This window comes from Agromyces sp. Y182, assembly GCF_059445385.1.
The window spans coordinates 647,731-670,498 of sequence record NZ_JCAIUF010000001.1; the positions used below are offsets into that span (position 1 = coordinate 647,731).

At 70.3% G+C, this 22,768-nt stretch carries 20 protein-coding genes; 8 read left to right on the forward strand and 12 right to left on the reverse strand.

Annotated elements, in window-relative coordinates:
- Positions 1-46 precede the first annotated feature (46 nt).
- The 11 genes from AC1C2R_RS02930 to AC1C2R_RS02980 form a co-directional block, all read right to left on the reverse strand.
- Entirely contained in the window at positions 47-1,270 is a 1,224-nt protein-coding gene (locus tag AC1C2R_RS02930) for an alpha-L-fucosidase (protein ID WP_495378887.1), read from the reverse strand.
- On the reverse strand, positions 1,267-1,929 hold the full coding sequence (locus AC1C2R_RS02935) for a hypothetical protein (protein WP_495378888.1): 663 nt from the start codon (positions 1,927-1,929) through the stop codon (positions 1,267-1,269). The genes AC1C2R_RS02930 and AC1C2R_RS02935 overlap by 4 nt, the downstream gene beginning before the upstream one ends.
- Before the next feature lie 7 nt (positions 1,930-1,936).
- Complete coding sequence (locus tag AC1C2R_RS02940; protein ID WP_495378889.1) at positions 1,937-2,854, reverse strand: carbohydrate ABC transporter permease; 918 nt, start codon at positions 2,852-2,854, stop codon at positions 1,937-1,939.
- Complete coding sequence (locus tag AC1C2R_RS02945) at positions 2,851-3,861, reverse strand: carbohydrate ABC transporter permease (RefSeq protein ID WP_495351048.1); 1,011 nt, start codon at positions 3,859-3,861, stop codon at positions 2,851-2,853. The genes AC1C2R_RS02940 and AC1C2R_RS02945 overlap by 4 nt, the downstream gene beginning before the upstream one ends.
- Before the next feature lie 84 nt (positions 3,862-3,945).
- Positions 3,946-5,259 (reverse strand): ABC transporter substrate-binding protein, encoded by a 1,314-nt coding sequence (locus AC1C2R_RS02950; protein ID WP_495351049.1) that lies wholly within the window; start codon positions 5,257-5,259, stop codon positions 3,946-3,948.
- Positions 5,260-5,448: 189 nt separating this feature from the next.
- Positions 5,449-6,393, reverse strand: a complete 945-nt coding sequence (locus tag AC1C2R_RS02955; RefSeq protein WP_495378890.1) for a family 43 glycosylhydrolase — start codon at positions 6,391-6,393, stop codon at positions 5,449-5,451.
- Positions 6,386-7,480 carry a Gfo/Idh/MocA family protein gene (locus tag AC1C2R_RS02960; protein WP_495378891.1) on the reverse strand — a complete coding sequence of 365 codons (1,095 nt, stop codon included), beginning with the start codon at positions 7,478-7,480 and terminating at the stop codon, positions 6,386-6,388. The genes AC1C2R_RS02955 and AC1C2R_RS02960 overlap by 8 nt, the downstream gene beginning before the upstream one ends.
- Positions 7,473-8,276: a cupin domain-containing protein gene (locus tag AC1C2R_RS02965; protein ID WP_495378892.1), complete on the reverse strand. Its 804-nt coding sequence runs from the start codon at positions 8,274-8,276 to the stop codon at positions 7,473-7,475. The genes AC1C2R_RS02960 and AC1C2R_RS02965 overlap by 8 nt, the downstream gene beginning before the upstream one ends.
- Positions 8,273-9,226, reverse strand: a complete 954-nt coding sequence (locus tag AC1C2R_RS02970; RefSeq protein ID WP_495378893.1) for a DUF6807 domain-containing protein — start codon at positions 9,224-9,226, stop codon at positions 8,273-8,275. The genes AC1C2R_RS02965 and AC1C2R_RS02970 overlap by 4 nt, the downstream gene beginning before the upstream one ends.
- Positions 9,227-9,265: 39 nt before the next feature.
- Entirely contained in the window at positions 9,266-10,348 is a 1,083-nt protein-coding gene (locus AC1C2R_RS02975; RefSeq protein ID WP_495378894.1) for a M24 family metallopeptidase, read from the reverse strand.
- Entirely contained in the window at positions 10,345-11,355 is a 1,011-nt protein-coding gene (locus AC1C2R_RS02980) for a LacI family DNA-binding transcriptional regulator (RefSeq protein WP_495378895.1), read from the reverse strand. The genes AC1C2R_RS02975 and AC1C2R_RS02980 overlap by 4 nt, the downstream gene beginning before the upstream one ends.
- A gap of 163 nt (positions 11,356-11,518) precedes the next feature.
- On the opposite strand from AC1C2R_RS02980, the gene AC1C2R_RS02985 reads away from it, so the two are divergent.
- From AC1C2R_RS02985 to AC1C2R_RS03000, 4 genes are read left to right on the forward strand one after another with little or no spacing between them, the layout of a single operon-like run.
- Positions 11,519-12,433 carry an NAD-dependent epimerase/dehydratase family protein gene (locus tag AC1C2R_RS02985; RefSeq protein WP_495378896.1) on the forward strand — a complete coding sequence of 305 codons (915 nt, stop codon included), beginning with the start codon at positions 11,519-11,521 and terminating at the stop codon, positions 12,431-12,433.
- Positions 12,430-13,371, forward strand: coding sequence for a 5-dehydro-4-deoxyglucarate dehydratase (locus tag AC1C2R_RS02990; RefSeq protein ID WP_495378897.1), 942 nt, complete (start codon positions 12,430-12,432; stop codon positions 13,369-13,371). The genes AC1C2R_RS02985 and AC1C2R_RS02990 overlap by 4 nt, the downstream gene beginning before the upstream one ends.
- A 5-nt stretch (positions 13,372-13,376) precedes the next feature.
- The gene (locus AC1C2R_RS02995; RefSeq protein WP_495378898.1) at positions 13,377-14,621 is read left to right on the forward strand and encodes a mandelate racemase/muconate lactonizing enzyme family protein; all 1,245 of its coding nucleotides are present in this window, start codon (positions 13,377-13,379) and stop codon (positions 14,619-14,621) included.
- Entirely contained in the window at positions 14,618-16,093 is a 1,476-nt protein-coding gene (locus tag AC1C2R_RS03000) for an aldehyde dehydrogenase (NADP(+)) (RefSeq protein WP_495378899.1), read from the forward strand. Before AC1C2R_RS02995 ends, AC1C2R_RS03000 begins: the two co-directional genes overlap by 4 nt.
- Before the next feature lie 148 nt (positions 16,094-16,241).
- On the opposite strand, the gene AC1C2R_RS03005 is transcribed toward AC1C2R_RS03000, so the two are convergent.
- Positions 16,242-17,582 (reverse strand): Gfo/Idh/MocA family protein, encoded by a 1,341-nt coding sequence (locus AC1C2R_RS03005; RefSeq protein ID WP_495378900.1) that lies wholly within the window; start codon positions 17,580-17,582, stop codon positions 16,242-16,244.
- Between the two features lie 208 nt (positions 17,583-17,790).
- Between AC1C2R_RS03005 and AC1C2R_RS03010 the strand changes: the two genes are divergently transcribed.
- The 4 genes from AC1C2R_RS03010 (at position 17,791) to AC1C2R_RS03025 (ending at position 22,757) form a co-directional block, all read left to right on the forward strand.
- Positions 17,791-18,843 (forward strand): LacI family DNA-binding transcriptional regulator, encoded by a 1,053-nt coding sequence (locus AC1C2R_RS03010; protein WP_495378901.1) that lies wholly within the window; start codon positions 17,791-17,793, stop codon positions 18,841-18,843.
- Between the two features lie 514 nt (positions 18,844-19,357).
- Positions 19,358-20,611 (forward strand): Gfo/Idh/MocA family protein, encoded by a 1,254-nt coding sequence (locus tag AC1C2R_RS03015; RefSeq protein ID WP_495380366.1) that lies wholly within the window; start codon positions 19,358-19,360, stop codon positions 20,609-20,611.
- 2 nt (positions 20,612-20,613) lie between these two features.
- Positions 20,614-21,882, forward strand: a complete 1,269-nt coding sequence (locus AC1C2R_RS03020; protein WP_495378902.1) for a DUF993 family protein — start codon at positions 20,614-20,616, stop codon at positions 21,880-21,882.
- Positions 21,879-22,757, forward strand: a complete 879-nt coding sequence (locus tag AC1C2R_RS03025) for a sugar phosphate isomerase/epimerase family protein (protein ID WP_495378903.1) — start codon at positions 21,879-21,881, stop codon at positions 22,755-22,757. The genes AC1C2R_RS03020 and AC1C2R_RS03025 overlap by 4 nt, the downstream gene beginning before the upstream one ends.
- The last annotated feature ends 11 nt before the right edge of the window (positions 22,758-22,768 follow it).

Genomic DNA, 22,768 nt, shown 5'->3' on the forward strand with positions numbered 1-22,768 from the left:
CGAGGAGCGGGAGGGCGGGCGGGCGGGGCGGGGCGAGTGCGCGGGGTCACTCGGGGAGCGACACCACGGTCACGGCGCGGCCGTCACGGGCGCGAGCGGATGCCGCCGGCCCATCGACGATCGCCACGATGCCGTCGGGCGTGGCCCACGCCCGCCACCACGCGGCATCCGTCACCTCGAGCTCGTCTTCGCCGATCTGCCGGCGAGCGATGGTCAACGGCTTCACGCGGGTCATCCAGCCGGCGACGCCCTCGAGCGTTCGGCGTTGCACCGCGGGAATCTCCCCGGCAGCCGTCGGCCCGACGTTCAACAGCAACCGACCGCCGCGCGAGACGACGTCGGTGTAGAGCCGGGCGAGCTCGCGCGACGACAGGGTGAGCGAGTCGTCTTCGACCCGGTTGTAGCCGAACGAGAAGCCGAGCCCTCGGCAGTGCTCCCAGCCTGCGTCGGCCTCGTGTTCGGTGTCGTGATCGTATTCGCTCGTGCGGTAGTCCCACACCTCGGCGCCCCAGCGGTCGTTGACGATGCCATCGGGCACGACGCTGCGGTAGTGCGCGAGCAGCGACTCGATCGAGTGCGGTCCCGGCGTCTTGCCTGCGTCGGGCCAGTCGATGTCGTTCCAGATGAGATCAGGGCGGAACCGGTCGACCAGGTCGGTGACATGCGCAGCGGCGTACGCGTTGTACGCGGCATCCGTGGGTCGCAATCGCTCGACGTCGTCGCTGGAGCGGAGCGGGGGCAGTTCGGTGAACGCCCAGTCGAGGCCGCCCGAGTAGTAGACGCCGAAGCGCATTCCCTCGGCGCGCACCGCTTCTGCGAGCGGCGAGATCAGGTCGCGCCGCGGCCCGCGCGCGACGGTGGTGAGCTCGCCGGACCCTGGGGCATCCCAGAGCGCGATGCCGTCGTGGTGCTTCGTCGTCGGCACCACGTAGTCGGCGCCGACCGCGCGGAAGAGCCGCGCCCAGTCGGCGGCATCATACGACTCGGCCCGCCACTGATCGAGAAACCACTCGTAGGGCGCACCGCCGTACTCGCGTTCGTGGTGCTCGGCGGCCGGCGACCCCGCGATGCGGATCGTGTTCGCATACCACTCGGCGTAGGCGTTGTGCGCGAACCACTCGTCATCGGGCACTGCACCGAGCGCCCCGGTCGGCTCGGCCCACGCCGGCACCGAGTACGGGCCCCAGTGCACGAAGATGCCGAGGGTCGCATCGCGCGCCCACTGCGGCAGCGCGCGACGCAACGGCAGGGCACGACCCGAAGGAGTCACTCGGCCGCCCCGCGACCCCGACGCGGACGCTCGGGCACGGCGACGATCGCGAGTGCGACGCAGCCGAGTGCCGGAATCACGAGCGGGATGAGCTGCCACGTCACCACCACTGCGAAGACGGCCGTCGCGAGCAAATACGCGGCACCGGCCGGGTCGCCCCGGAGCGCGCCGGGCACCGCTCGAAGCGCGCCCAGCCAGCCGAGTTCGGGGCTCCAGCGACCTGCCGCGGTGAAGAGCACCAGCACGAGCGCAGCGGCGCCGACCCAGCCGACGACGCCGACGATCGGCCCACCCGGCAGCGCTCCGGTGTTCGCGAGATCGATGTCGAGCACCAGCACGAGGGCGATGACGACGGATGCCGCGCCGACACCGATGCCGCCGAGGAGGCCTGCCCGCACATCGCGCCAGAGCCATTCGAGGCCCGACTCCTCTGCGCGGAGGAACCGGCCGAGGTGCCGCACGCCGGCCGCGAGAGCGATCGGCATCGTGATCACCGGCAGCGAGAGCAGCGCGACGATGATGCCGACGAGCAGCACCTCGCCGAGGAGCCCGAACGCGCTGCGCGCCCCCGGGAAGCGGGGCTGGGCGCCACCGTCGCTCGTCGGGCCGCTGCCCGAGAGGGCGGCCCGGCGCGCGGCGCGATCGGTGGCTCGAGACATTCGGAACCTAGCCCTTCAGGCCCTGGGTGGCCACGCCGTCGACGAGGAATCGCTGGAAGACGATGAAGAAGATCAGGATCGGCAACAGCGCGAGGAAGGACACGGCGACCGTCGCCCCGTAGTCCGATGTCGACGTCGCATCGTTGTACAGGCGCAGCGCGATGGGCAGCGGGTACTTCTCGGGACTGTTCACGTAGAGCAGCGGCCCGAGGAAGTCGTTCCAGGTCCAGATGAACGTGAAGATCGCGCTCGTGATGAGCGCCGGCTTGATGAGCGGCAGGATGATCGAGAAGAAGATGCGGACGTGCCCGGCACCGTCGATGCGGGCGGCTTCGTCCATGTCGCGCGGGATGTTGCGGATGAACTGCACGATCAGGAACACGAAGAACGCCTCGGTCGCAAGGAACTTCGGCAGGATCAACGGCCAGTACGTGTCGACGAGCTCGAGCTTATTGAACATGATGTACTGCGGGATGATGATGACGTGGAACGGCAGCAGCAGCGTGCCGATCATCGCCGCGAACAGCACCCCGACGCCGCGGAACTTGATGCGGGCGAACGCGTAGGCCGCGAGCGACGATGAGAACAGCGTGCCGATCACGGCCATCACCGCGATGAACAGCGAGTTCGCGAAGAAGCGCCAGAGCGGCGTGCCGCCGATGCCCTCGAGCACCTTGATGTAATTGTCGATCGTCGGGTTGTCGGGAATGAGGCCCGGATTCTGCCCGAACTCGCTCGACGGCTTGAAGGTCGAGAAGACGAGCCAGACCAGCGGGTACAGGATGATCGCGGTCATGGCGAGCAGCACCACGAACCAGATGACGGTGTTGACGCTCTTGCGCTTGACCCGGCGACGCGGCCGGGGCGCCGGCTCGAGGGAGTTCTCGATGAACTCGGCGCGAGGGACATCCGTGGTGGTGCTCATCGGTTCTCTCCCGCGTAGTGCACCCAGGACTTCTGGGTCTTGAACAGAATGAACGCGATGATCGCGACGGCGATGACGAGCACCCAGGCCATGGCCGAGGCGTAGCCCATCTGCCCGTCGGCGAACCCGCGCTTGTAGAGGTAGAGGGTGTAGAAGTTCGTCATGCCGGCGGGGCCGCCCGAACCGTTGGAGATGATGTACGCCGATGCGAACACCTGGAACGCGTTGATCGTCTCGAGCAGCAGGTTGAAGAAGATCACCGAGGAGAGCATCGGGATGGTGACGCTGCGGAACTTGCGGAACGGTCCGGCGCCGTCGACCTCGGCGGCTTCGTACAGCTCTTGCGGCACCTGCTTCAGCCCCGCGAGGAAGATCACCATCGGCGCACCGAACTGCCAGACGGCCAAGAGGATCATCATCGGAATGACGAGGTCGACGTTGCCGACCCATCCGCCGATGTTGATGCCGAAGATGCTCAGCGAGCTGTCGACCGGCCCGCCGGTCGAGAACATCGCACGCCACACGATCGCGACCGAGACGGATGCGCCGATCAGCGAGGGGGCGTAGAACGAGGAGCGGAAGAAGCCGCTGCCCTTGTTGCGGTAGTTCAGGAGCATCGCAATGCCGAGAGCCGCCGCGAGCTTGATCGGCGTGCCGATCAGCACGTAGACGAGGGTGATCTGCACCGACTGGATGAAGTTCGGGTCGTCCGTGAACATGCGCACGAAGTTGTCGAAGCCGATCCACTCGGGATCTTTGAAGAGGTTGTACTTCGTGAACGCCAAGTACAGAGAGAAGATCATCGGCCCGACCGTGAGACCGACGAAGCCGATCAGCCACGGCACGAGGAATCCGTAGCCGGCGGCCGTCTCTCGACGATTCTGCGCTCGTTTGCCGGCACTCGTCGGCACCTTCTTCTCGTCGCGCCCCAGCTGACGAAGCGCCTTGCGCATGCTTCGTGCGTCGGCGTCGGCGGTGACGATCGATCGGGTTTCCGTGGTGCTCACGATGGTTCTCCGGTTCCTGCGAGGAAAACAGTACTCCGGGCCCGGCGGGGTGGGTCGCCACCGGGCCCGGAGTCGCTGCAGGTGTTACTGGTTGAGGATGACGTCCATCTCGCTGAAGAACTGGTCTACCGCGTCATCGACGGTCAGAGTGCCGTAACCGAGCTCCTGGCCGATGAGACGGAACTTCTCTTCGAGCCCGCCATAGCCGACGACCGGCACGGGCGGCGCGTCGCCGAGGCGCGGCTCGATGAGTGCCTCGTAAGCGCGGATCTGCTCGCTCAGCGGGTCGAGCTCTGCCCCCTCGAGCGCGGTCGTCGACGCCGGCAGGCCGCGGTTGGTGCCGAACGCGGCGCCCGACTCGGGGCTGTTGACGAGGAAGTTCACGAGTGTGGCCGCGGCCTCGGGGTGCTCGGTCTCGGCCGAGATCGAGTGCAGCATCGAGGGCTTCAGGTAGAGGTCTTTCGCACCTTCTTCAGTGACCGGTGGCTCGATCAGGCCGAGTTCGGTGAACTCGGTTCCGAGGTTGCCGAGGTAGCCGGCGCCGAAGTTGTCCCACGTCAGCTCGCTCGCGGTGAGCGCCGAGTCGAACGCAGAGAGGGGGTAGATCTCTTCGAGGCGCTGCTGGCCGATGACCGTGCCATCGGTGCGAATAGTGTCGCCCGACTCCCAGAAGGCCTTGAGGTCGTCTTCGGTGAAGTTCGGCTCGCCGTCTTCGGTGAAGAGATCTTCGCCCTGGGCGCGCTGCTGGATCTCGAAGTTCTGGATGCGGCCCGTGTAGTCGGTGCCGCCCCAGAGCTCGACGCCCTTCGCCGCTGCCGCGTCGGTGACCTCTTTCATCCAGGCGTCGTAGTCTTCCCAGCTGCCGCCGGCGAATTCTTCGACGCCGGCCTGCTCGAGCAGCTTGGGGTTGGTGTACATGCCCCAGGCGTTCGTCGAGGTCGGGATGCCGGTGGTCTCGTCGCCGACCACGCCGATGCCGAGGATGTTCTCGCTGAGCGGCTCGGTGTCGATGACGTTGCCGAGGTACGGCGCGAGGTCGAGCAGCAACCCGTTCTCGGAGTACTGGCGCAGGTAGGAGTAGTCGAACTGCATGACGTCGGGGAGCCCGCCGCCCGCGGCCTCGGTCTGGCGCTTCTCCCAGAACTCGGGGAAGCCGAGGAACGAGGAGTTGACCGTGATGTTCGGGTACTCCTCATTGAATGCCGCGATCGCCTCGTCGTACATGGCGGCGCGAACATCGTTGCCCCAGAAGGCGAGGTCGAGCGTGACCTTCTCGTCGGGGTCGTAGGTAGCGGCGGGGTCTGCGCCGCCGCCCGAGCACCCCGTGAGCACGAGGGCCGCGCCCGCGGTGAGCGCCGCGGCGGCGACCGCCATGCGGCGATTGCGAATGTTGAACATCGTTGTCCTCCCGGAAACGTCTCTGTCTGCCTGGTGCGTTGTCTGCCTGCGTGTGTTCGCGCCCTGGGAAAGCGCTTCCCCTAAATTAGCCGAGCGAGTTCAGTCGGTCAACTGAATCCGCAAAATCGTTTCAATTCGTGACCAAACGTCCCAGCCGCTCACGCACGTCTGGCGCATGATGTCTCCCGGTCAACGGGAAGGTTTCGACCATTCGGCATCGCGATCGCAGATCAGCCTGCCATCCACGATCCGCACGGGAGCCGAGAACACCGCGCTTCGACGCGCCGCTGCGTCGTCGCTCGAACCGAGCTCCGAGCCGTCCCAGTGCGGATGCGTGAAGTAGTAGAGCGTGGCCCGGTCGCCGTCGACGACCACGTCGCCGTGCCGTCCGAATGTCTCGTCGCCGGCTCGCCGCCCCGGCTCGCCGAGGACCACCTCGTCGGGCCCGCCCTGCCTCGCCCACATGATCGCGTCCGCCGATCGGTACACGCCCATGCCGCGCCACTCGTCGACGAGCATCCACCACCATCCGCCGAGCTCGAACACGTTCGGACCCTCGTGCGGTCGTCCGCCGATGGCGCGGCCCTCGACCCGCCACGACTCGAGGTCGTCGCTCGCGGCGACCCACGTCGTCGAGGCATCCGCTTCGTCCTTGTACCAGAGCCGCCACCGCCCGTCGGGGCAATGCGCGACGCACGCATCGATGACCCGGTCGGAACTCAGTGGGATCCCGCCGGCGAACGACCAGCTCTCGAGATCGTCGCTCACGTACTCGATGATGCGCCGCGCGTGCCCCTCCCAGCGGTCGGGGATGCCATCGACGACCGTGAGGTACATGCGATACCGCTCACCGTCGTCGATGACCTCGGGCGCCCAGTGCGTCTCGGCGCCGGCACCCCGTTCGAGCCCCTGCACGGTGCCGGCGTAACGCCAATCCACTGCGTCGGCGGACCGCGCGATGCCGATGCGACTGCCGTGCACCCATGCAACGCCGGGCTCGTCGACCGAGGCGCGGCGCTGCGTGTAGAACATCCACCACTCCCCCGTGTCGCGGTGGCGGATGACCGTCGGGTCGGTCGCCCCGTCGTGCACCGGGTCGTGGAAGAGCGCCGCGTCGAGCAAGCGCTCAGTCACGACGCAGGTCGGTCACGGGGCTCTCGAGGCTCCGGCGACGCTCGGTGTCGTCGCGCAGCGTCTCGGGCGTCACGGGCAGGCCGGTCGCCGCAGACGAATAGATCGCGGTGACGATCTCGAACGAGCGTGCGGCATCGGACGCCGTCGACGGCAATGGCTCGCCGGCGCGCAACGCCGCGTAGATGTCGCGGATCAGCGGGTCGTGGCCGCTCGCCTCCTCGACGCTCGGCAGCGCCCAGCCGGCTGCGATCTCGGGGTCGACATGGGCGGCGGGTGTGATGCGCCAGTGCTCATGGCCGTGACCGTAGAGGTGGTCGACGGTGACGGTGGCGTGCTCGGTGTCGATGCGGATCGAACTCGTCTCGCGCGGCGACAGGGCGCTCGTGATGACGGATGCCACGGTGCCGCCCGCGAACGAGATGACCGCCGTCGAGACGTCCTCCGTCTCGGTCTCGCGCCCGAGGCGCCAGAGCTGGCCCTGCACGCTCGCCCAGTCGCCCAGCAGCCACGCGAGCAGGTCGATCTGGTGGATGCCGTGGCCGAGGGTCGGCCCGCCGCCCTCGGTGGCCCATTTGCCGCGCCACGGCACGGCGAAGTACGCGGGGTCGCGATACCAGAGCGTCTGGCACGTCGCGACGAGCGGGCGACCGAGCGCGCCCGAGTCGAGCAGGCCGCGCACGTGCGCGGCGGCCGAGCCGGTGCGCTGCTGGAAGACGACCGCGAGGCGCCGATCGTTGCGCCGCGCGGCATCCGTCATCGCATCGAGCTCGTCGAGGGAGAGCGCAGCCGGCTTCTCGCAGACCACGTGGAGGCCCGCGTCGAGGGCCGCGATCGCCTGCGCGGCATGCACGCCGGGCGGCGTGCAGACATGCAGCACGTCGATCGTGCCGCTCGCGAGGAGCACCTCGAGGGAGTCGGCCACGGTCGGCACTCCCCATCGCTCGGCGAACGCACGCGCCGGGGCGGGGTCGCGGTCGACGACGGCCACGAGTTCGGCGTCGGGTGCGGCGGCGAGCGCCGCCGCGTGCGCGTTGGCGATGGCGCCGGTGCCGACGATCGCAGCGCGGAGCGGGGCGGTATCAGGCATGGGTCTCTTTCTGCGAGGTCTGCGATGGCAGAGCGGACTCTGCAATCGGGGCGGGCTGCACGATCGACGCCGGCGCCCGCCGGGTGTCGTAACGCACGAGGCATCCGCACATGCCGAATGCGTCGGTGGCCGGCGCGCCGGTCACGCGGGCGTCGGCGAGACCCGGATCGCGGCCGGCGTCGAGTGCGTCGAAGCGCTCGCCGGTCTCGCGGGCGACGGCGAGAGCGCCGGCCTCCCAACGAGTGCGCCACTCGGGCACCCACGGCGTAACGAGCGCGACCGCCCGCTCGTAGAGACGTGTCAGGCGCGACGCGTCGATCTTCCCGTCGGGGCCGAAGAGGGCGTGGAAGCCCTCGACGGCGAGGTCGCGCCGGGCGAGCGCTGCTGCAAGGAGTTCGTCGGCGGGACGGTCGGCGGGCGGCAGGGTCGCCGCGGCGCGGTACCGTTCGGGGTCTGCGAGCACCTCGTCGGGGAACGTCATGACGGCATCGCCCGCTTCGGGCAGCCCGGCGTTCTGCATGATCACCCGCACGTCGAGCTCGCCGTCGTTCACGGCACGATGGATCACGCCCGGTGCGAACCACACGAGCGAGCCGGCTTCGAGCGGATGCTCAGCGAAGCCCGACCCGTCGACCGTCTGCAGCCGGCCCCGGCCCGAGATCACGAGGTACGCCTCGGTCGACACCGTGTGCAGGTGCGGCGTGCCGCCGGCGAGCCCGTCGGGAGCGACACTCGAGTACACCTCGAGTGCGCTCACCGACGTCGAGCCCGGAAAGGCGGGGGTCTGGGCGCTCACGAGGCGGCTGCCGTCGTCGTCGTCGCGGATGCTCGCAGCGCCGCCGCGCCCGCATCGGCGAGTCGCTCGGCCCGCGCGGGGTCGCTCGCCCCGTCGGCGATCACGACGCCGTATCGCAGCACGAGCGTCTCCTCCGGCTCGACGAGGTGCTCCTCACTGAAGAACGGTGCAGGGCAGAGGCACGCGAAGTCCTCAGACCGGGCGAACCACTGCGGCGGATGCTGCAGGTTGCCGGGGTCGTCGACCATCACGATCGTCGAAGCCGCGTCGTTGCCGTCGTGGCGACCGCTGAATCCCATCCAGGGCGAGCGGATGCCTCGGAGCTCGTCACCGCCCGCAACCCCGGGCGCGAGCAGCTCGCCGCCCGTGAACGAACGCGGACCCCGCCAGAACAGCCCGCCGTAACCGGCGTTCTCTCGGCCGCGCGTCGTGGGCGAGCCGATCGAGATGCCGTGGTCGCTCACGTTGCGCAGGCTCGTCTCGAAGCCGAGGAACCAGGCTGCCGGCTCTTCACCGTCGGCGAACTCGAGCAGGCTCGCGGCGATCGTGCGCTGCTCCTCGAAGACGGTCTCGCCGGCCTCGGTGACCCAGTCGAGGCGCTCGACCGCGCGCGCGGGCCCGCCGATCGCGGCATCCGTGAACGAGCGATGCTGTTGCGTGCCGTTGTTGGGCAGCTGCACGTAGCCCTGGCCGGCGACGAAGGTGGGGCCACCCCAGAAGTTCTCGTCGCCGACGACGGGCAGCGACCAGGCGATGCCCTTGTGCCAGACGTGGTCGTGCGGGCGGAACAGCGAGACGATCTCGCCGCCGAGCGTGCGGATCGGGCTGAAGTAGGGCCGCGGCGACTCGAGCTGCCCGTCGGTCGGCCGGTACACGTACTCGGCGAGCACCGCTTCGCCGGCGCGGATCAGCAGTCGGTCGTCGGCTCGGTCGATGCGGATGCCGGGCATCGGTTCTCCTCGCGAATCAAGTCGATCATCGGGTATGTCTCACGGACCAGTCGATGGGAAAGCGCTGTCCAACTGTACACGGTCGAGCTCGATCGGGCGATCGAGGCCGGCCACGCGCTGCGACGGCCACCGCGGGTCGATCGTGAGCACCTCGATGCCCGACTCGCCGACGAGCACCGTGTCTTCCACTTTCGCCCCCGGGGCGGTGGGATTCCACGCGAACGGCTGGTGCACCTGCACGAGGTCGACCACGCTCGGCGTCGCTCGCGGATCACGGCCCGCGTACCCGGCCGCCCCGCCCTGGTGGTGACGGCGCCACTCCTCGGGATCGAAGCCGTGCCGCCCGTAGGCCGCGATGCCGCGCTCGAACGCCGTGCCGATCGTGGCGCCGATGCGAGTCGCCTTGAAGAACTCCGCCTCGACCTCGAGGATCCGCCGTTCGGCGTCGCGCTCCTCGGCCGGCGCCTCGCCCCAGCGCACCCAGCGCGTCGCGTTCGCGATGAGGCCGTGCCGCCTGCCGCACACGACGAGCATGGCCCGGTCGCCGACCGGCCACGAGGTGGGCAGCGGATGCCGGTGGCCGAGCCGCGATCGTCCGGAGACGAGCGTGACCAGCGGATCGATGCCGCGGGCCACGAGGTCGGCGGCCAGCCGCGCCGCCACGTCGAACTCGGTGTCGCGAGGATCGGCGGCGTTCGCGGCATCCGTCAACGCTTGGGCGACCTCGCGGCAGAGCGCGCGGTATCGGGCGAGCTCGCCGGGCAGCAGGCTCGCGCGCGCCGCGCGAAGTTCGGCGGCGGCAGCGGTCTCGTCGATCGCGGCGAGCCCGACCGGCACGAGGGCGTCGTGCCACGGCACCCGCACGACGTCGAGCCCGTCGGCGCCGTCGAGCTCTTCGGCGAGCAGCCGATCGGCCTCGTTGTCGAAGACCCGCAGCTCGTCGCCACTGCGGTTCACGACGATCGCCGCGACCGGGTCGCCCGCGAGCGAGACGTGGGTACGGGCCCCGTCGAGGTACCACGCGACGGACGCATGCGAGCGGAGCACGATCGCATCGACGCCGCGTTCATCGAGCACGGCGAGCACCCGGGCGCGTTTCGCGAGGCGGTCTGCAGCGCTCATCGCACAGGCCCCGTGCTCTCGCGGGCTTCGAGTCGCGGCCGGTAGAGAACCGAGTGCTCGATCGGGCCGCCGGCGATCAACGTGCGCAGTCGCGCCCACACTTGCGCGCCGATCTCGCCGCGCGGCACCGACATGCTCGTGAGGCGCGGTGTCGCATATCGCGACATCGGCACGTCATCGAAGCCGGCGACCGAGAGCTCGCCGGGCACGTCGACACCGAGTTCGCGCAACCGGGTCATGAGGCCGAGGGCGACGAGGTCGTTGAAGGCGATGACGGCCGTCACTCCGCCCCGCGCGGCATCACGCACCGCTTCGGCCGCGCCGTCGCCGTCTTCGGGGCGGGAACCGCCCGGGATCAAATCGATGCGCACCGACGGGTCGGCGGCGAGCGACTCTTCGACGCCGCGCAGTCGCTCGGCGTTCGAGGCGCTCGTCGTCGGACCGCTGACGTAGGCGATGCGACGGTGACCGAGACCGCTCAGGTGCTCGACGAGGTCACGGACACCGCGAACGTAGTCGACGCCGACGATCGGCACGTCGGCCCCGGGCAACGGCCGGTTGACGACGACGACGGGCGCGACCCGTTCGACGAGGCGGCGGAGGCGCTCTTCAGGCATGCGCGGTGCGCAGAGCACGAGCGCGTCGCACCGCTGCCGCGCCTCGACGGCGACGGCCTCCTCGTCGTCGACGAGCTCGGCGGTATCGGCGACGAGCACGCGATAGCCATCGGATGCCGCGGCGAGACTGAGCCCCTTGAGGATGCCCTGGAACAATGGGTTCTCGAGGTCGGGCACCACCATCGCCACGGTGTCGTTGCGCCCGTGCACGAGGCTGCGGGCCGCGACGCTCGGAGAGTACCCGAGCGCGGCGACGGCGGCCTGCACGCTGCGCACGATCACGGGATCGACCGACTGCTTGCCGTTCAGCACGCGGGACACCGACGCTTGCGAGACCCCCGCGCGGGCCGCGACGTCGGCGATCGTGATCGCTCGGCTGCGTTCGCCCATCGTGCACTCCTCTCGCGCCGCAGCGCGGCGGACTCTCATGGTCGCATCTGGTCGCGCACAACGGGAAACCGGTTCCTCAGTGTAGCCGCCGGCTTGCCCAACACCTCAGGTTTCACTTAGGCTCTGGCGGAGAAAGCGGTTTCTCGAAACGTCAGGAGCACGGATGCGGATCCTCGTCACCGGATCATCGGGCAGGCTCGGCCGCACCCTCTGCGCCGGCCTCGCGGCATCCGGTCACACCGTCGTCGGCGCCGACCGCTCGCCGGCCGGCATCGACGGCATCGACGAGCGCGAGGTCGACCTCCTCGACACCGCCGCCGCGCTCGCGGTCATCGACGAAGCACGCCCTGACGCCCTCGTGCATCTCGCCGGCATCGCGGTGCCGTTCAGCGCACCCGAGCGCGAGATCCTGCTGACCAACACCGCGCTCGCACACACGGTGCTCGCTGCGGCCGCCGAGACGGGCGTGGCGCGCGTACTGGCCGCGAGCAGCCCCACGCTGATCGGCTACAGCTCACCGGCATGGCGGGCGTCGGCGGTGCCGATCGACGAGACGCACCCGGTCGAGCCGGCGAACGCCTACGCCCTCTCCAAGCTCGTCATCGAAGAGGCCGTGCGCATGTTCGCGCGCACGGCCGCAGGCGCGTACGGCTACTTCCGCCCCTGCTACATCGTCTCCCCCGAAGAGTGGGCCGGCGCGCCCACCCAGCAGGGCCACACCATGCTCGAACGGCTGGATGACCCTGCGCTCGCCGCCGTGAGCCTCTTCAACTACCTCGACGCCCGCGACGCGGCATCCTTCGTCGATGCCTGGCTCGCCGCGCCCGCCGAGGTCGTCGACGGAGAGGGCTTCTTCGTCGGCGCCGCCGACGCACTCGCACGCACCCCCGTCGCCGAACTCTGGCGCGAGTACGCGCCCGGCCTCGGCGAAGCGGCAGATCTGCTGACGGGCACGAGCCCGGTCTTCGCCATCGACAAGGCCGCCGCACTGCTCGGCTGGCAACCCGAGCACGACTGGCGCAGCGAACTCGACGCCGCAGCACCGCAGCCACCGCTCACCGAATCGAGGGTTTCATGACCGCCGTACCCGTGCCCGTCTTCGACGGAGTGCTATTCTTCCCCGTCACGCCCTTCTCGGTCGACGGCACCGTCGACCACGGCGTGCTCGCCGAGCACGTCGCCGGCCGGCTGCCCTTCGGCCCGGGCGGGATCTTCCCCGCGTGCGGCACCGGCGAGTTCCACGCCCTCTCGGCGAGCGAGGCGATCGAGATCGTGCGCACGACCGTGACCGCGGTCGGGGGCCGGGTGCCGGTGATCGCCGGCGCCGGCGGACCGCTCGGCCACGCCATCGAACTCGCCCGCGGCGCTGCCGGAGCAGGCGCCGACGGCCTGCTCCTCCTGCCGCCCTACCTCGTCTCCGGCACCACCGACGGGCTCGTCGCCTGGGTCGAAGCCGTCGCCGCGGCATCCGACCTGCCCGTCATCGTCTACCACCGCGGCACCGCGCGCTACACGGCAGACGCGATCACGCGGCTCGCCGCGAATCCGAAGATCGTCGGCTTCAAAGACGGCACCGGCGACATCGGCCTCGCCCAAGAGATCGTGCTCGCCGCGGAGGCGACCGGCCGCGAGCTGGCGTTCTTCAACGGACTTCTCACTGCGGAGCTCAGCCAGGGCGCCTACCGCGGCATCGGCATCCCGCTCTACTCGTCTGCGGCGTTCGCGATGATCCCCGAAGTCGCCGCACTGCACTACCGCGCGTACACCGATGGCGACGAAGCGACACGGATCCTGCTGCTCCGCGAGTTCTACGCCCCGCTCGTGCGGCTGCGTGACGAGACGCCCGGGTTCGGGGTGTCGCTCGTGAAAGCCGGGTTGCGGCTGCGCGGCCTCGAGGTCGGCTCGGTGCGGCCGCCGCTCGTCGATCCCACACCCGAGCAGCAGGCCCGACTCTCCGCACTCCTCGATTCCGGGCTCGCGCTGGCCGAACGCCTGAGTCCGGCCGCGGTGCGGTGAACGACATGTCGGCGACGGATGTCGCGGCGGCCGACACCTCGGGCGGCAGCGCGCCGAGCGGCAGCACGACGAGCTCGTCGGAGTCGGGGTCAGCCATCGCCGGCACGACCGGCGCGACAGCCGTGGCCGGCACGACCGGCACCGCGACGATCCGGCGCATCGCGACCCGGCGCATCCGGGTGCCGCTCAGCCGCCCATGGGGGCCCGACGTGCGCGACCTCTCTCTCGTCGAGGTCGTCGTCGAAGACACAGCGGGCGACCTCGGCTACGGCTTCTCCTGGACTCCGTCGATCGGCGCCGCCGCCGTGCAGGCGCACCTCGACCACGACATCACCGACTTCGCCGTTGGACGGGCCGCCGACGCCGAGTCCTTGTGGCAGCCGCTGTGGGCGCACCTGCACGAGGGCGGTGGCGGCGGCATCACGACGATCGCGATGGCCGGGCTCGACCTCGCCCTCTGGGATCTCGCCGCCCGCCGGGCCAGCGCCGGCATCAGCGATCACCTCGGGCGCCGTCACGAGACCGCCGAGGTCTACGGCAGCGGCGTGAACCTGCACTACTCCCTCGACGAACTCGTCGCGCAAGCCGAGCGCTGGGTCGCTGCAGGCTTCGACGCCGTGAAGGTCAAGGTCGGCAGCCCCGAACTCGTCGACGACGTGCGACGCATCGCCGCGGTGCGCGATGTCATCGGCCCCGGCCGGCGACTCATGATCGACGCCAACCAGCGCTGGAGCCTCGACGCCGCCGAACGCGCGATCGGCGAGCTCGCAGCGTTCGACCTCGCCTGGATCGAGGAACCGCTCCGCGCCGACGACCTCGCCGGCCACGTCGCGTTGCGTCGGCGCATCGAGGTGCCCATCGCGCTCGGCGAGAACCTCTACACGCGCTACCGCTTCGCCGAGTTCATCGACGCCGGCGCCGTCGACCTCGTGCAGCCGAACATCGTGCGGGTCGGCGGCATCACGCCGTTCCTCGCCATCGCCGAACTCGCCCGCGAACGCGGAGTCGAACTCGCACCGCACCTGCTGCTCGAACTCTCGTCGCAACTTTCGCTCACCCTGCCCGGCGAACACCTCGTCGAAGCCGTCGAAGACGCGTCGTTCTCCGAGCTGGGCGCTCTTGCCGAGCCCTCGCCGATCGCGATCGAGGGCAACCGCGTGCGCACGACGGGCGGGCTCGGACTCGGCATCCGCTTCACCGACGATCGGGCGGATGCCGCGGCATCCGCTCACCTCACGGAGGAATCATGACCGACACCGCCATCGCCCCCGATACCGCCACCGGCCTCGACGCAGTGGCCGACGCCGCCCGACGGGCGTTCTCGGTCACCGTCGCCTCGACCGCAGCCGAGCGCGCCACCTGGCTCACCGCCGTGGCCGACGCACTCGATGCGAACGGCGCCGAACTCATCTCGGTCGCCGGCGACGAGTCGCACCTCGGCCTCCCCCGCCTCACCGGCGAACTCGCCCGCACGACCGCGCAACTGCGACTCTTCGCCGAGGCGATCGTCGAGGGCTCCTACCTCGAGGCGACGATCGACCACCCAAGCGCCACGACCACGCCGCCGCGACCCGACCTGCGCCGCCTGCTGCGCCCGCTCGGTCCGGTCGCGGTGTTCAGCGCTTCGAACTTCCCGTTCGCCTTCTCGGTCGCCGGCGGCGACACCGCCTCGGCGCTCGCCGCGGGTTGCCCCGTCATCGTGAAGGGCCACTCGGCCCATCCGCGCCTCTCGCGCCGCACCGCCGAGGTCGTGACGGACGCGCTCACCGCGGCCGGCGCCCCCGACGGTGTCTTCGCCCTCGTCGAAGGACGCGAGACCGGCGTCGCCCTCGTGCAGCACCCGGCGGTGCGAGCTGTGGGCTTCACCGGATCGCTGCACGGGGGCCGGGTGCTCTTCGATCTCGCGTCAGGGCGACCCGACCCGATTCCCTTCTACGGCGAGCTCAGCGCGGTGAACCCCGTGCTCATCACGGCGGCGGCGATCGCGGCACGGGCCGACGAACTCGCGACGGGCCTCGCGGCATCCTTCACCCTCGGTGCCGGACAGTTCTGCACGAACCCGGGCGTCGTCTTCGTGCCCGCCGGCTCCGGATTCGCCGAGCGGGTCGGCCGCCTCGTGCCGACGGATGCCGCGCAGCCGATGCTCACCGACGGCATCGCCGCTGCCTACGCCAACGGGCTCGGCGAGCTCGCCGCCCGCTCCGACGTGTCGGTCGGCGCCGGCAACCCGGCGCAGCAGCCGGGCACGGGTTCGGCCGTCGTGCTCGCGACCACGACCGACGCTGTGCTCGCCGACCCCGCGGCACTGCTCTCGGAGTGCTTCGGCCCGACGACGCTCATCGTCGAGTACCGCGACGTCCGCGACGCCCTCGCGGCGATCCGTGCCGTCGGCGGCAGCCTCACCGCGACCGTGCACGCCGAACCTGGCGAAGAACTCGGTGACATCGTCGCCGTGCTCACCGAGATCGCCGGTCGCGTGCTCTTCGCAGGCTGGCCGACCGGCGTCGCCGTGAGCTGGGCACAGCAGCACGGTGGTCCGTGGCCCTCGACGACGTCGATCCACACTTCCGTCGGGATGACCGCACTTCGCCGCTTCCTCCGCCCCATCGCCTACCAGGACGCCCCCGAGGCGGCGCTGCCGCCCGAGCTGCGCGAGTCGAACCCGCTCGGCATTCCGCGCCGGGTCGACGGCGTGCTCACGCTCGGGCCGCCGGCCTCGTAGCGCCCCACGAACACCGCCGGCCTCGTAGCGTCCCACGAACACCGCCGGTCAAGTAGCGCCCGACGAAGGAGGACGCGTATCGAGACCCCGCACGAGGTCTCGATACGATCGCTGCCCTCGCTACTCGACCATCGCCAACGCCGCTCGCCTACACCCCCAGCTCGAGGTCGGCGATGAGCACCGGCTGGCCGGTCACGAGCGACAGGTTGCCGGCGATGCCGACCGAGACGGCTCGCACCCCATCGGCGTAGCCGGCGACCCGGCCGAACGGCGCATCATCCGTCACTCGCCCGAAGACGTGCTGCAGCAGGTACGCGTCGCCGCCCCCGTGACTGCCGATGCCGGCGGGAATCGGCACGACCTCCGCGCCCTCCCAGTGGCGCTGCACCACGAGACGCTCCGAGTCGGGTCGCACCTCATCGACGGCGGAGTGGTCGGGGTGCATGCTCGGGTCGACGACCACCCGCCCGTCTTCGCCGATGATCACCGCGCCGCGCTCGACGACCTCGAGCTCGGCACGCCCCTCGGTGCCGTTCACGGTGACGCGGTAGCCCTCCCACGGAGCATGGGCGTTCAGCGAGTAGCTCATCGTCGCGCCCGAGTCGTAGTCGACGAGGGCGGCGAGGTTGTCTTCGATCGTGATGCCCGCGTCGAAGACGTCACGGTCGCGCAGGTAGCCGTCGTGGTGCTCGTTGTCGAGGTAGAGCTCTTTCATGCGGGCGTCGTTCGCGAGGTCGAGCGCGAACGGGTCGCCGGTCACGCCCGTGCCACGGGCGGGGCGGTCGCCGAGCCCGCGGGTGGCGGCGTTCTCGGCGCCGTAGAAGCGCAGCCCGCCGCTCGCGAAGACTCGCACCGGGCTCGCTGCGATCCACCAGTTCACGAGATCGAAGTGATGCGATGCCTTGTGGATGAAGAGGCCGCCCGAGTTGGCCTTGTCACGGTGCCAGCGGCGGAAGTAGTCGGCGCCGTGCACCGTATCGAGCGCCCACTCGAAGTGCACGCTCGTGACCTGCCCGATGCGCCCGTCGGCGATGACTTGGCGGAGCGCACCGTTGCGCGGGCTGTAACGGTAGTTGAACGTCGTGATGACCTCGCGACCCGTCTCGGCGATGGCCTCGCCGATGCGGCGCACGCTCTCGGCGTCGATCGTCAGCGGCTTCTCGACGACGACGTCGGCACCCGCCCGAAGCGCTCGCACGACGAAGTCGGCGTGCGTGAAGTCGGGGGTGGTCACGATGACCCGGTCGAGGCGTTCGTCGCGGATCATCCGCTCGAGGTCGTCGGGCGCGTATCGCTTCGGTGCCGGATGCCCCGCTGCCACGACCTCGCGCTCGTAGACGTCGAGTCGGCCCGGGTTCGAATCGCTCCATGCGACGAGCTCGGCGAGTTCGGGCACGTGCTCGGCGCCGAGCACCGTGCCGGTGAGGGCTCCGACGTACATGCCGGCCCGGCTGCCGGTGCCGATGAGTCCGTATCGTTCCTGCGCCATCGCTCGCTCCACTCGGGTTGGGTGAGAAAGCGCTTCCTCGGCGAAGCGGATCGAAACCGTTGCACACGCCAGTTGGCCCGGGAAAGCGCTATCTCGTAGCAGAGTCATTTCTACCAGCTCCGCTCCACGCCGCCAAACCCTCGCCCTCGCATGTCTCGCTGCGCGATAGAGTCGAGCCGCCCGAGGGGGCGGACAGTGCGGAGGACCCATGACCGACGGCGGCATGACCACGAACCGGCGTGCGCCGGCGACGTTGCACGACGTCGCGCGCGAGGCCGGCGTCTCACTCGCCACGGCATCGCGCTCGCTCAACGGCAGTACGCGCAAGGTCAACGAGGAGTACCGCCAGCGCGTGCTCGCTGCCGCCGCGAAGCTCGATTACTCCCCCAACCTCTCGGCCCAGGCGGTCGCTCGCGGCACCTCGACGACCGTGGCCCTGCTCGTCGCCGACATCGCCGACCCCTACTTCTCCCAGATCGCTGCGGGCGTCGTGCGCGAGGCCGATCAAGCGGGCCTCATCGTCACGATGGCCGCGACCGAGCGCGACCCCGAGCGCGAGCTCGAGCTCGTTCGCAGCCTCAGGGGGCAGCGACCCCGGGTCATGATCCTCGCCGCCTCGCGTCGCGACGACGACCCGACCTCGGCCGCGCTCGCCGAAGAGCTGCGCGCCTTCGAGGCCAACGGCGGACGTGTCGCGTTCATCAGCACGAACGACCTGCCGTTCAGCACGCTGAGTCTCGACAACACCGCGGGCGGCGAAGCGCTCGCCCGCGCCCTCGTCGATGCCGGATACCGAAACTTCGCCGCGATCACCGGCGCAGAGGGCCTGCGCACGGCTGACGACCGGCTCACCGGGTTCCTGGCCGGCCTCGCGGCATCCGGTCTCGCTATCGCCCCATCACTCATCGTGCGCCCCGCCTTCACGCGCGACGGCGGTTACGACGGCATGCGCACCCTCATCGAGCAAGGCCTCGGCGACACCGAACTCGTCTTCGCCGTCAACGACGTCATGGCGGTCGGCGCGATGTCGGCGATCCGCGACGCCGGACTCGTGCCCGGGCGCGACCTCGCCGTCGCCGGCTTCGATGACATCCCGACCGTGCGCGACGTCACGCCGCCGCTCAGCACCGTGCGGATCCCGCTCGAAGAGGTCGGCCGGCGGGCGTTGCGCCTCGCGCTCGGCGAATCGTCCGACACCGACGAGCAGCCCGTGCCGACGGAGGTCGTGCTGCGCGAGTCGACGCCCGTGCGCTCGCGCTGACCGCGCCACCCGCACGCGTCACTCACCTCGGGACCATTCGTGTGCACGGGACCGCGGATATCCGCGGTCCCGTGCGACACGGTCTCGAATGCGCTGCGGCTGGCGGATTCTCGGGCAGCGGAGGCCTCGGGGTCAGCCGGACTCGAGGCATCCCGGCGCGTTGTCACCGCGACCGAAAGGGCAGTTGGTGCTGCAATGATCGCGCCAGAGCGACACCAACCGCCCTTTCGACGCGGGCGACGCACGGCGAACCACGAACCACGAACCACGAACCACGAACCACGAACCACGAACCACGAACCACGAAAGTGTTGCGAAATGGCGTCGCACTCATTTACACTCGGGTAAACGCTTTCCGCAGCGGTGCGGCGGCCTCCGCCACCCGCTCCCGGCTCGAACAGGACACACCACCGTGGCAGAGCAGACCTCCCCGCAGGCCCAGACCCCGCACACCCCCGAGACTCCGACATCAGCGCCGGCGACGCAGCCGAAACCGCAGACCCTCGGCATCATCATGAACGGCGTCTCGGGCCGCATGGGCTACCGCCAGCACCTCGTGCGCTCGATTCTCGCGATCCGCGAGCAGGGCGGCGTGCTGCTCGCCGACGGCGAGACGCGGGTCCAGGTCGAGCCGATCCTCGTCGGCCGCAGCGAGAAGAAGCTCGCCGATCTCGCTGCCAAGCACGGCCTCGAGCACTACACCACGAACCTCGACGAGGCCCTCGCCGACCCGCGCTGGCAGATCTACAGCGACTTCCTCGTCACGAAGGCCCGCGCGCAGGCGATCAAGAAGGCGATCGCCGCCGGCAAGGCCATCTACACCGAGAAGCCCACCGCCGAGAGCTTCGACGAGGCGCTCGAGCTCGCGCGCCTCGCGCAGGCCGCCGGCATCAAGAACGGCGTCGTGCACGACAAGCTCTACCTGCCGGGCCTGCAGAAGCTCAAGCGACTCATCGACTCGGGCTTCTTCGGACGCATCCTGAGCGTGCGCGGCGAGTTCGGCTACTGGGTCTTCGAGGGTGACTGGCAGCCGGCGCAGCGCCCCAGCTGGAACTACCGCGCCGAAGACGGCGGCGGCATCGTCGTCGACATGTTCCCCCACTGGAACTACGTGCTCGAGAACCTCTTCGGCCGCGTCGAGTCGGTCTACGCGAAGGCGGTGACCGAGATTCCGACCCGCGTCGACGAGCACGGCAAGCCCTACGCGGCCACCGCCGACGACGCCGCCTACGCGATCTTCGAGCTCGAGGGCGGCGCCGTCGCCCAGCTCAACTCGAGCTGGACCACCCGCGTGAACCGCGACGAACTCGTCGAGTTCCAGGTCGACGGCACGCACGGCTCGGCGGTCGTCGGTCTCTTCGGCTGCAAGATCCAGCCGCGCAACGCGACCCCGAAGCCGGTCTGGAACCCCGACCTCGCCGACGCGCACGACTACGACGCCGACTGGCTCGAGAGCCCCGGCAACCAGGAGTTCGAGAACGGCTTCAAGACGCAGTGGGAGGAGTTCATCCGCCACGTCGTCGAAGACGCGCCGAACCCCTTCGACTTCCTCGCCGGCGCCCGCGGAGTGCTGCTCGCCGAAGAGGGGCTGCGCTCCTCCGCCGAGGGCCGGCGCATCGACATTCCCGTCGTCACGCTCGAGGGGGCAGCGGATGCCGCGGCGCCCGCCTCGGCCACAGCGACCACCCTCGACGCCACGGGCAACGGCGCGGCCGACGATGGGAGCCTCCACACCGAGGCATCCGCCCTCACCGGATCGGCCCGCTGACCATGACTGCGCTGACCCTTCTCGACGCGACGGGCGCGCTGCGCACCACCCCGCTCGCGGAGGCTCCGGCGTTCGCGAAGCCGCGGCATCCGCTCACGAGCCGGATCGCCTACGCGGCCGCGCACGTCGTGCCCAAGGCCTTCGCCGACAACACCCCGGGCGAGCCGGCCGAGATTGACTGGGACGCGACGCTCGCGTTCCGCCACCACGTCTGGTCGTGGGGTCTCGGCGTCGCCGACGCCATGGACACCGCGCAGCGCAACATGGGCCTCGACGCCGCCGCGACGCGTGAGCTCATCTCGCGCAGCGCAGCCGAGGCGGCATCCGTGAACGCGAAGCTCGTCGTCGGCGTGAACACCGATCATGTCGACGCCGAGTCCATCTCGCTCGACGCGGTGATCGACGCCTACAAGGAGCAGCTGCACCACGCCGAAGATGCGGGCGCCGGCGTCGTGCTCATGGCGAGCCGCCACCTGGCGCGGGCCGCGAGCACGGCCGACGACTACCGGCGCGTGTACCGCGAGGTGCTCGCCGCGGCGGGCGGGCCGGTCGTGCTGCACTGGCTCGGGCCGGCCTTCGACCCGAGCCTGGCCGGCTACTTCGCGTCGACGGAACTCAGTACGAGCGGCGATTATCTGGATGCCGCGTCGGCGACCCTGCTGCAGATCATCGAGTACAACCGCGACAAGGTCTCTGGGGTGAAGATGAGCCTGCTCGACGCCGATGCCGAGATCTCGGTGCGCGAACGCCTGCCCGAGTCGGCGCGGATGTTCACGGGCGACGACTTCCACTACGTGGGCCTCATCGAGGGCGATGCACGCGGACACTCGGATGCGCTGCTCGGCGCGTTCGCGGCGCTCGCGCCGAACGCCTCGGCGGCGATCCAGGCACTCGACCGCGGCGACACGGCGGGCTACCGCGAGATCCTCGCGCCGACGGAGCCGCTCTCGCAGCAGATCTTCGCCGCGCCGACCTACTACTACAAGACGGGCATCGCGTTCCTCTCGTGGCTGAACGGTCACCAGCCGGCGTTCCAGATGGTGGCCGGCCTGCACGCCGCTCGCAGCCTGCCGCACCTCTCGCGCATCGTCGAGCTCGCGAACGCCTCGGGTGCGCTCGAACGCCCAGAGCTCGCGGCAGCGCGCTGGCACTCGCTGCTCACCCTCAACGGGCTCGATGTCACGGCGTCGGCGACCGACGCGGGCACACACGCGGGCGAAGCGGATGCACCGGCCCCCACGCCGTCCGAGGGCGCCGAGGTGCTCGCATGAGCGCCCACCCGCGCCTCTCGCTCAACCAGGCGACGATCAAGTACGCGAACCTCGACGCGGCACTCCGTGTGACCGCTGACGCCGGCTACGAGTCGATCGGCCTCTGGCGCGAGCCCGTACAGGAACTCGGCCTCGACGAGGCCGCCCTCCGACTCGCCGACTCGGGGCTCCGACTGTCGACGTACTGCCGGGGCGGATTCTTCACGATGGCCGAAGGCCCGACCCGGCGCGCGTCGATCGACGACAACCGCCGCGGCATCGAGGAGACCGCGACGCTCGCTGCAGCCGGCGCGCCCGGATCGACCGCGGTGTTCGTGCTCGTCGCGGGCGGCCTGCCAGAGGGTTCGACCGACCTCGTCGGCGCTCGCGCCCGCGTCGCGGAGGCCCTCGCCGAACTCGCCCCCGACGCGCAGGCGGCCGGTGTCACCCTGGCGATCGAGCCACTGCATCCGATGTATGCCTCCGACCGCGCCGTCGTGTCGACGCTGCAGCAGGCGCTCGACCTCGCCGCCCCCTTCGACCCTTCGGTCGTGGGCGTGACGGTCGACACCTTCCACGTCTGGTGGGATCCCGAAGTGCTGCCGCAGCTCGCCCGCGCCGGCGCCGAGGGGCGCATCGCCACGTATCAGGTCTGCGACTGGAAGACCCCGCTGCCCGCCGACGTGCTGCTCGGGCGTCACTACCCGGGCGACGGCGTCATCGACTTCGCTCTGCTCACCGCGGCGGTCGAGGCCACCGGGTATGCCGGCGACATCGAGGTCGAGATCTTCAACCAGGCGATCTGGGATGCCCCGTGGCCCGAGGTGGCCGCCCGCACCGCGTCGGCGTTCGACGCCGCGGTCGTGCCGCACCTCGCGGCATCCGTCACCGCCTGACGCTCCCGCGC